This is a genomic window from Candidatus Zixiibacteriota bacterium, from assembly GCA_021159005.1.
Lineage (GTDB): Bacteria > Zixibacteria > MSB-5A5 > UBA10806 > 4484-95 > JAGGSN01.
Genome location: JAGGSN010000026.1, coordinates 1 through 9,883, shown reverse-complemented (window position 1 = coordinate 9,883; position 9,883 = coordinate 1). Strand labels below are relative to the sequence as shown.

The 9,883-nt window shown below is 39.8% G+C and carries 10 protein-coding genes; 4 read left to right on the top strand and 6 right to left on the bottom strand.

What is annotated here, in order from left to right:
• Positions 1-225: hypothetical protein (locus J7K40_01765; GenBank protein ID MCD6161122.1), on the top strand; the 225-nt coding region annotated here is incomplete at its 5' end.
• Positions 226-447: 222 nt separating this feature from the next.
• Here the strand turns inward: J7K40_01765 and J7K40_01760 are convergent.
• Together J7K40_01760 and J7K40_01755 are read right to left on the bottom strand one after the other, a co-directional pair.
• The gene (locus tag J7K40_01760) at positions 448-2,613 is read right to left on the bottom strand and encodes an Ig-like domain-containing protein (GenBank protein ID MCD6161121.1); all 2,166 of its coding nucleotides are present in this window, start codon (positions 2,611-2,613) and stop codon (positions 448-450) included.
• A gap of 12 nt (positions 2,614-2,625) precedes the next feature.
• Positions 2,626-4,386 carry a hypothetical protein gene (locus J7K40_01755; GenBank protein MCD6161120.1) on the bottom strand — a complete coding sequence of 587 codons (1,761 nt, stop codon included), beginning with the start codon at positions 4,384-4,386 and terminating at the stop codon, positions 2,626-2,628.
• A gap of 387 nt (positions 4,387-4,773) precedes the next feature.
• Between J7K40_01755 and J7K40_01750 the strand changes: the two genes are divergently transcribed.
• Entirely contained in the window at positions 4,774-5,319 is a 546-nt protein-coding gene (locus tag J7K40_01750; GenBank protein ID MCD6161119.1) for a cob(I)yrinic acid a,c-diamide adenosyltransferase, read from the top strand.
• A gap of 103 nt (positions 5,320-5,422) precedes the next feature.
• Here J7K40_01750 and J7K40_01745 read toward each other — a convergent pair whose 3' ends face one another.
• From J7K40_01745 to J7K40_01730, 4 genes are read right to left on the bottom strand one after another with little or no spacing between them, the layout of a single operon-like run.
• The gene (locus J7K40_01745; protein ID MCD6161118.1) at positions 5,423-5,962 is read right to left on the bottom strand and encodes a hypothetical protein; all 540 of its coding nucleotides are present in this window, start codon (positions 5,960-5,962) and stop codon (positions 5,423-5,425) included.
• Between the two features lie 14 nt (positions 5,963-5,976).
• The gene (locus J7K40_01740) at positions 5,977-6,507 is read right to left on the bottom strand and encodes a hypothetical protein (GenBank protein ID MCD6161117.1); all 531 of its coding nucleotides are present in this window, start codon (positions 6,505-6,507) and stop codon (positions 5,977-5,979) included.
• A gap of 4 nt (positions 6,508-6,511) precedes the next feature.
• Complete coding sequence (locus tag J7K40_01735) at positions 6,512-7,084, bottom strand: zf-HC2 domain-containing protein (GenBank protein MCD6161116.1); 573 nt, start codon at positions 7,082-7,084, stop codon at positions 6,512-6,514.
• Complete coding sequence (locus tag J7K40_01730) at positions 7,081-7,629, bottom strand: sigma-70 family RNA polymerase sigma factor (GenBank protein ID MCD6161115.1); 549 nt, start codon at positions 7,627-7,629, stop codon at positions 7,081-7,083. The genes J7K40_01735 and J7K40_01730 overlap by 4 nt, the downstream gene beginning before the upstream one ends.
• Positions 7,630-8,343: 714 nt before the next feature.
• Between J7K40_01730 and J7K40_01725 the strand changes: the two genes are divergently transcribed.
• On the top strand, positions 8,344-8,985 hold the full coding sequence (locus J7K40_01725) for a redox-sensing transcriptional repressor Rex (GenBank protein ID MCD6161114.1): 642 nt from the start codon (positions 8,344-8,346) through the stop codon (positions 8,983-8,985).
• Positions 8,986-9,208: 223 nt separating this feature from the next.
• On the top strand, positions 9,209-9,622 hold the full coding sequence (locus J7K40_01720; protein ID MCD6161113.1) for a hypothetical protein: 414 nt from the start codon (positions 9,209-9,211) through the stop codon (positions 9,620-9,622).
• Positions 9,623-9,883 lie beyond the last annotated feature (261 nt).

The following is a 9,883-nucleotide window of genomic DNA, read 5'->3' as shown; positions in this document are numbered from 1 at the left end:
AGAGATTGGTCATGCCGATACCTCCTGCCTGCCGGCGCCCGCCTGTCGGCGGACAGGCATGAAATATTATGCAAAGCAAAAAGTAGAATAGCGATGTTTGCTGGAGTTTTCCAATGTCTTGTTGTTCTATGGGCTGCGAATCAAGCAAGTTTCGCTTGTTGGATAATATTTAAAGAACTCTATGGAAAAAGCCGGACAGTAGTGTCTGAGATTATATTCTCATAATGATTAAAATATTTATCCCGGCTCGTAGGGATATATTATAATACTATAATACGCCCCTGCGAGTTCTTATTCTTCTCTTGAGAGGGTTCAGAGGTATGTTCTTGCTTTGGCTGCCAAGCACCGCTTGGCAGCCAGAATGATTTAACAGAATTCCATATACAAAAAAACAGGGGCATCCGCTAAAGCGAACACCCCTGAATTCTTATCGAAGAGTATTTACTATTAGAACCAATTATAATCAGTATCGTTACCCTTTATATTTCCAGCCAAATCTCTGATTGGCGATCTGACTGTTATCTCTCCGCTGTTCCAGGCAGAATTATTGGGGTAGAAAGTTACTGTTGTAGCCAAGCCTGTCGGCGAACTGCCGTTTTCGACGGTACCGATAACAAAACGACCGGAATTGGGATCACCCTGATAAGTTACTGCGATAGTAGCGGCGCTTATTGTCGCAACATCAATCTCCTCGGAAAATTCGATTGTAAAAGTCGGGCCATTATCCGTAAAAGTTTCTGTTGGCGGAGTAATGTCATCAACTACGGTATTGCCATCAGATGTGCTGTTGGTAGTGGTGAATATGTAAGTAATATCGCTTGTATTAAGAAGTTTGTTGCCTTCAGCATCAGTAATCGACTGAGCTTTCAGGACTATTTCATATGCTTTGCCAGCCGCCAGATTACCGGTGGGATTAATCAAAAGTCTTAGATATGTCGTGCTTGCAGCAACATTATCATACGATATAGCGCATTCAACCGGCACTTTGGCGGCGTCATCGCGAAGGATAACATTGGTCGCATCAAACGCCGCTGACGGCAATGCTTGTTGAATTCGATTACCGGCGGCATCATAAGCCGAATCAGCGATGTCGATAGCGATAGAAACATCCAGCCATTTAGTACTGACCTCATTATCGCCAATAAGATAGTATGCATTGCGGATTATCGCCGGAGGGATGTCGTCATCAGTTTGAGGAACCGGTATACCCGCATAAGCAGTGTCATACATCCCATCGCCGTTTACATCAGTTGTTAAAACTTCCGGCGCCGCATCCCAGACACCATTGCTGATAATGTCTATAAACTCATCAGCCGGATTCCATATTGAATCGTTATTGGCATCTGTAAACTCTTCAGCAAAGCCGCAGAAACGTCTGCTTACCCAGTTTCCGTTATAATATACCAACCTTGAATCAACTGACATTGGATTCCAAGCTTCAGCGCCATCAGGAATTAAAAACGTACCGGCATCATATTCGCCATTGTTGTTATAGTCATAACCACCCGAAACAGATTCGGCGTTATTCCAGTGAGGAACCAGATAATTAATCGTATCGTTATAGGCAGGACCGGCAACTGAATCGTTGTTGGCATTTACAAACGGTTCAGCGTAATCACAAATGCCATTTTCCGTTTCGATATCTAAATATGTATCGCCATCCCCAACATCATAAATGCCATTACTGTTATAGTCATAGCGAAGCTCGGTATTATCCCATGAGCCGTTGAAATTTAAATCGGTATAGCTTTCAGCAGCATCCCAAACAGAGTCTCCATCGGCATCAGAAAAGAATTCGCCAAGGTCGGCATAATCATTATGGTTGCTGTCGTCGAGATTCTCTGCATTGGCAGTGTAGGCGCTATCGAAATTATTATCGGTGTATCTTTCTCCGGCGTCATAACTGCCGTTGCTATTATCGTCAACGTAAACTTCGCCATCATCCCAAATATTATTGTATGGGGATTCATCGATAAAAGTTTCGCCGATAGTCTCGCCTTCGCTGTTAACATCTTCCCATACATGGTCGCCATTGCTGTCGACTTGACCATCATAGACATCGTCATTATCCCTGTCGGAGAAGCTATCGCCTTGGAAATGAGTTGTAAACCTGCAGCTTAGATTATCATCCGGGGTTTCGCCGCCAACCCCATCGCCGTCAACATCAAGCATATCGCCGGCTTCGTTCTTGAGAAGCGCAGCGCTTATTGATAGTATATAAGTCGTATTGTAATCCAAGTCGGCAGCGGGCCTTATATAAACAGCCGTATGCGGTCCAAAGTTGAATTCATATACCAGTGCGATCTCAGAGCCGCTGGTATTTACTAAGCTGAAAGCGCTGTCTATAGTCGCTGAATCTAATCTTGTTGCGAATTCACAACCTATCTTAGCTTCCGGCGCATCAGAATCGACAACCGCCATACCCTCGGGACGGCTTAAAGGACCGCCAGTCGGTTCGGTTACAATATCGAAATAGCCGAGCGGATTTACGCCGGGATTAAAATCAGATATATCCGGGTTAGTCTCGATTGGATTTGTTTCCCTTTTATTGCAGGAAAAGACGGCAAGGAGCATTAATCCCGCAATTATTAGCAAAATCAATATTTTTTTCATGTTATATCTCCTCTAAAACAACAATGTTAACGATAACCGCAAGTTGCGGTAGAAGTTAGTGTTGAGAATATCCGTATTAGGTGAGCCGAGATAATACAGAAGCTCAACATTAAGATTTTTGCTAGCCCTAAACCCTAAACCGTAAACAAAATCGGTGTAGCTGTCCTGTTCCTCTGTGGCATTTCCCCAGGAAGTGAAATCATCATCGCTGGTTGTGGTAACAACAGAACTATCGCCAAAAACAGTAACAGTCGTTGTTGGAGATGAACTGGCAACCTTTCTATCTAAATCTGTAGTTGTTCGATAGATTGTATGTTCGGCTCCAAGGCGGAATGTCCAGCGTTTCATTTTATATTCCATCGCTACAGGCAAAGTAATGTATGTAGTTTTGGCATTATTAACAACATTACCCGACCATGAGCTTGTCTGAGTAGTTGTATAATCGCTTAAATCTTGAATTGAATCGCCATTATCGTAGTCGACGACATAAGTAGTGGAAAAATCTGCATCCCAATCAGTCTTATTCGAAGTGTAATTATAACCAAAGCCGGCGGCAAAAGTGAAATTCTCAGTAAAATCCACAACTGTTTTATGGGCTATCCTGAGATTGCTATGCTTGGTATCGCCGGATTGATCAACTAAATCGTCATAATCATGCGTTGTAATTTCAGTATTAGCGCCCAACGGAGTTTGTGTCTCGGAATTATACCTATCCGAGAAAGTTTTGTTTGCATCGAATGAACCGAACCCAAAAGAAATATCGAACCAGCTATAGGCGGTTTTGTTCCAGTGTTTGGTCAAGCGGGCGGCCGGTGTGAAAATTGAACCGCCAAGCGATGAATCAACTTCAACCGATTCGCTATTATCGGTGATATCTACAACACCACCGGCAGAAACATCCCGGAAATAACTGAAATTGTCATTAACATTATATTGGTTTGTCTGTTTTTCGTAGGCGAGATCGAATCTGAATTCGGAATTGGGTATCATATAAAACGGCGTTTCCAATGCCAGATGGAAAATATTGGCAGGCGTTTCATGAGTTGTTAAAAAATCACCGGTTTCATATCTTGTCTCGTAAACATCGCTGCCAGACAGGTTGGATTGCACCAGCCTATTGGAATAGGAAAAAATATGAGCTGGATTGCTAAAGGTGAATAAGCTATTATGACAATTTGACTCGACGAGGTTATTGCCATAACCAAGATGGCTGAAGCTAATGCCTACAACAGTTTCATCAAGGCTATAGCTATGCACTAAAGTCCAATCACGGCTTTTAATAATGTCGTAATTATCCGCGGTTGATAGGTAATTAGCCCGGGTATCGAAAATATTGTCGCCGTTATTGTCGAACAACTGTACCCTGTCGCCCGACATATAGCCAGTTCCATTAATATCAATTGAACCGTTATAGTCGGTATCCAGCCCCGAATTTGCGTCATCGCGGTAATCAGAAAGCTCGACTACAAACATAGACCTGCTTTCCCAGCCTCTTATTTCAGGCAAACTAAAATTACCCGATGTTCCAAACAGATAAACGTCGCTGTTATTGTTCGAAAAGAACTCGTCGCTGTGGTTTGTAAGATTGGATAATGTGGAATAGACCCTATATCCGTTGTTGTCCCAGATATAAATCGGGTCTAAATCATTATCAAAATCTCCATAGAGAAGATTGCCGGTAGCAACTGACCTGAAAGATTGATTGTAACAAAATCCTGCGGTTGTGCTCAACATAAAAATGAGAAGTAAGCACAGGACTGTCTTTTTGGTCATAGTAAACCTCCGTTAATTAATTTTAGTGAAACTCTAAGTATTAAATTCATAATTCTGTTGCTTTGTTAATATTTAATGCTGCTGATATTAATTCCAATTAAGTATTGCCAGCTTTTTTACACATCTAAACCCCCGTTCTTAAATATTAAAAAACCCATATTTCTCGAAATTCTATCGTTAAAATCCCTCCTACGAATTTTAATGGCAGGTATATACAACCCTATTTTAGCTATGTCAAACTATTTTTTTAATTTAAGGAAATAATCCGCGTTAAAAAATATTATTGTATTTATATGATTATAATAGTATCGTATCGGAAGAATCTATATGTTTGTTGCTATACAATTTAATGTTAATTGTATAAATCTTGGAAAAATCGCAAGGGAAATGGCAAATATTCGTAATAACAACGACCGCCGCTATATTCAGATTTATACTGGCAATGGCAAAGGCAAGACTACTGCGGCTATAGGTCAGGCTGTGCGGGCGGCAGGATGCCGGATGAGCACATTAATAATCATGTTTATGAAAAATTATCCGTATAGCGAAATGGAAAGCTTAAAATATCTTAGCGAATGGATTACTGTTGAACAATACGGTGATGATGAATTTGTTCTTCGCAAACAGCCTCCCTCCAAGCGCGACCGTGATATCGCCCATCGGGCGCTAAAGCGGGCGTATGATGCGGTAGTCCGCAAACAATATGATATTGTTATTTTAGATGAGATTTGTGTGGCCGCCTATTTTAATCTTATTGCCGTCGATGAAGTTGTTGCTATCCTTGATGACAAACCTGACGCGGTCGAATTAATCCTTACCGGACGTTATTGCCCTAAGGAATGGATTGATAAAGCCGATCTGGTTTCGGAGATGCTGGAAATTAAACATTATTATAATAAGGATGTATTGGCGCGGAAAGGGTTTGAATCATAAGGAAAATCGGAGCCGGCAGCAAGGTTGACAATCAATACTATAAAGATAAAACCCCGGACTATACCGGGGCTTTAAAAGAGTAATCTAAGATTAAGCTTAAAGTTTATTCACCATCGTCGAAATCGGCAAATTTTTCCTCGATTATAATATCAATTTCTGCATCGCCGTCCATGCCTCTCTTATGAAGCATCCTTTCGCCATGTTTTTTGCCGCGATATTTGAATTGTCCTTCAAATGGCTCATGACCTCTTCTTGGACCGTGTCCTTTAAGCATCATTATCTTGCGAACCTCAGCCCGCTGTTTACCATCGAGAATATTAAGCTTATCAATTCTATCAGATAGCTGTTTTTTCCTCATTTGAGCTTTCATAGCTGAAATTTCATCGCTCTTTTTTAATGCCGCTTTTTTGTTGATTTGCTTTTGCAGCATAATCTCTTGAAGCTCGATTTCGGCTTTTTTCATATCAGCCCTAATCTGAACCGTTTCCTTTTTAAAAGCGATAATGCTTGCGCTTAATTGTTCGATTTGATTGTCGGTAAGATTGAGTTCATCAGCCATCGCCAGAAGATGGCAGGGCTGAGCCTGTATTACTGACGGCGCCAGTAAAATTGCCGAAACCAAGAGGGCGAATAATGTTTTCATTTTTTTCTCCTTTTTTATCTGTTTCGCCTGTTTCTTTTCATGGAATCACGCATATCTTTTTGAGTATCTCTAATGATTTCCCTGATTTGATGCTGAAAACGCAGTTCGAAAATAACCAGCTGTCCAAGCTGACGGGTTGTCAGGATGCCTTCAAGCTTCCTGCGGAATTCTATTCGCTTTTCGTTCATCTGCCGATTAAGGTTTTCAAGCTGGTCTAACAACCTGATAATTTCCTTATCATCGGCATTTTCTTTCTTTGTTTGTCCATCGAGCTGCTTCAATAACTCCTTGCGTTCGGCGTTAATCCCCTCCCTTTCGCCCTGATGTTTTTGGTAGGCCGGGAAGAAATTTTCTGCTTGCTCTTCAGTCAGGTTCAGTTCCTCTGTTAGTTTCCAGATTTTGATAGTTTTAATTCTTTCCCTGATTCGTTCGTGTCCGGGTCCTTTCACTGGCCCATCAAAAAACTCATCAGGATATGGCTGACTTAACGCCTTGACTGTCATACTTAGAATAAAAACTATCATGATTAATTTTAATGCTCTCATAAAATTACCCCGCATCATTAAAAAGTTTGCTTAATTTATTTTCAAATAACTCTAATTCCTCGTCGCTTAATAACTCAAAATAGCTCAAATAGTTATTGCTATATAACTGATTTTCAAAATACAGCTCATTCTCAAAAAGAGCTAATGTCTCTACATCTTTTTCCGATAACAACGAACCTAAGAGCGTAAAATAATCACTGTCGCTATATGTTTCCGTATCTTCTTGATAACTGCCCCAATTGATGCTAATATCAACCGGCGGTTTAAGGATAAAAAACGATAACAGAAGCGCGGTTGCCAGAGATGGGACAAGTTTGAACAGCCAGCCGGATAGCGGTATTTTCCTGTTCTTTTCAATTTTCTGCCAGATGCCCGGTACGAAATCGGCAAGCTCGCTGCTTTCTATAACAAGTTCCGGCTCTGATTCGAGAATCGAAAGCAGGTCTTTATGCGACTCATATTCTGCGGCGCATTCTCTGCATACAGCCAGATGATTATCGATTTCCTTAGCCCGTGATATATCAAGCCAGCCCCTGATATAATCATCAAGCAAATCTCGGCACTTTGAACATTTCATGCCGACAGCCTCCCTTCCTTGAGATATAAGCTTAAAGATTTTTTAAGTTTTTGTATGGCTTGATGGTAGTTTGCTTTGGCGGCGCCCACAGTTATCGATAGTACTTCCGCGATTTCAGAGTAGGGTTTTTCCTCATAATGACGCAGGACGAAAACTGTTTTTTGACGGGGCGGCAGTTTTTCAACACCGGCGCTAATCGCCTTGCCCAATTCGGCATTTTCAAGCTCGTTCGTTTGGCTTACCGCAAAATTAGAGGGCGCAATAGAATCGATTGATTCCACCTGACGGTCGCGATTGCGCTTGACATAATTGAGCGCCAGATTGACAGCAATACGATAGACCCACGAATAAAAACCGGAGTCGGCGCGGAAAGACTGTCGGTTGTAATAAGCTTTAACAAAAGCCTCCTGCGCTAAATCCTTTGCCTCTTCGTTATTTCTGACAATTCGCAAAACCACCCGGTAAATCCTTTCTTTATACTGATTGACAAGCTGTCCAAAAGCCTGTTCATTGCCTTCTTTAAATCGTTCCAGCCTGTCCATCATTATCTCATTCGTAATTTTAGACACATTATTAAACAAATTGGTTTAAAATGTCTGTTTTTTTTAATCAACACACAAATGTTTCCTGAAATAAGAATATGCATCAACCGCTTAGTTTATAACATATTATAAGGCATTCGTCTATGGAAAATATATTTATTTTCACTAATGTCCGGTCTTTTCGATTTAGTTCTTCAATAACATATAGCAAAGCGAAACTTTGTCAACGGGCGATTTATAACCTAAAGCTGAATGTCTTCTCTGTCGGTTGTAAAACATTTCCGCCAGAGCTATCGGAGCAACTTCCGACAACACAAGGCAACTTTTAACAGCGCAAAAACGCTCTATATTCTCAATTGGTTTCTGATATTGTTTTTATCCTATTATTGCCCATGAGATTAAATGCTTATTTCTAATAACAAAATTGATTTTATGAATAATCAGGGCTAATATAATGGAAATTATAGAAACAGGTTAAGTCCACTTGGGACTTGAATCGCAAGTTAAATATGTCAAACCTCAAGTAGTTTTAGCCTACTGGATTGCGAGAGGTGTCGGGTTTTTCCTCGCCTTCGGCGAGTCGGAACCCGACCTGCTATATTCTGAAAAAAAGGGGAAACTCTTGAATATTTTTATCTTGACAACGCTTAACTAATTGTTATTTTGCTTTATGTGAAACAGTTCACAAACAAAAAATGGTTTTATGAATAGATATTTATGTTAACCACAAAGAAAGTTTCAGAATCTACGATTTATCGGTTGTCAATTTATTACCGAGCTTTAGCAACTCTCAAAAACAAAAATATTCAGACAATTTCATCAAAAGAACTGGCTAAAAGAGAAAAACTTACACCTGCTCAAGTAAGAAAAGACTTATCATTTTTTGGTAGCTTTGGAACAAGGGGTCTGGGTTATCCGGTTAATGAATTAATCAACAGGATTGCCGAAATTTTAGGTTTAAACAGATTATGGAATGTTGCGCTTATAGGTCTTGGAAATATCGGGTCGGCTCTGGTTTCATATAAGGAGTTTGCTAAACAGGGTTTCAATATAAAGCTTCTTTTTGACAATGACCAACGTAAGATTGGTTCAAATAATAAGGGGATTATTGTATCTGATTTCAAGGATTTCAAAAAGCTTGCCATAGCTGAAAATATTGATATGGTAATTATTGCAGTACCTATTCAGGCGGCGCAATCTGTTGCCAATGATGTAGTTGAGGCAGGCATTAAAGCCATTATGAATTTTGTGCCAGTTAATCTGGAATTGCCGGATGATATTATTCTGCGCAATCAGAATATGTGCATCGAATTAGAACATCTATCATTTGCCCTAACTAATAAAATTAACAAATTGTAATTTTTCAGTTTTTACTATACTAAATATAATGTGTTGCAAGGAGTTGAAAAGTACACTTATTAATTGAACTTATTTGAATTGTAGTCGATATGAAAATAATAGTGGAACATTTATACTATTAAATAATTTAATTTAATAATAAGGAGAGCTTGTAAAAATATTTCAAAATTATTCTTGACATGGATAGCTAAAGAGGTTATAGTTTTGAACTAAGGGATAAATTATGTGCAATAATCAAGTAAAAATATTAATTCAGGCTATCTTATTTATAGCAGTTCTGACTGTTGTTTCTTTTTCGCAGGTTTTGGGTACCGCATGTGAGCCATACGGTTCAATTTCTTTTAGAAACGAGCCTATTGATGATGGTCTTCCGGTTGTAGCTTATATTAATGTGCAGGAAGTAGCTCGATGTCTTACTGATGGCGGCCAGTATAGTCTTATTATAGAGAAAGATGATCCCGAAACTTCCCAAAAAGAAGGCTGGGCTGAGGATGATATTATCGTTATCCGCGTTAATGGCAAAGAAACGACTCCTCATTTTACAGCTCAAGCTGGACGGATTAGATTCGATTTAACAGTAAGTACTCTTAGTATACAACTAAATACCTGGGGTAAGATAAAGGCGCTTTTTAAATAGCCGGTTTTTCCATTCCGATAAATTACTATTATTCACAAGTTGGGTTTTATAGTATTTCTATAGAGCTTATGCAAAAAGCAATCTGTTTTTCTATCCGGGAATATTAACAAATCTTAACATGTGCCAGCATCCACTATAGGCGGATTTTTCTGCCGGAATTTTAAAACCCGACTTTGACAGCTAGCCCCAATACTGTTCACTTAAGGATGATGATTTGAAAATCATTTGAATTTTTTTTGAATAGGGTTGATGACGGGGGGC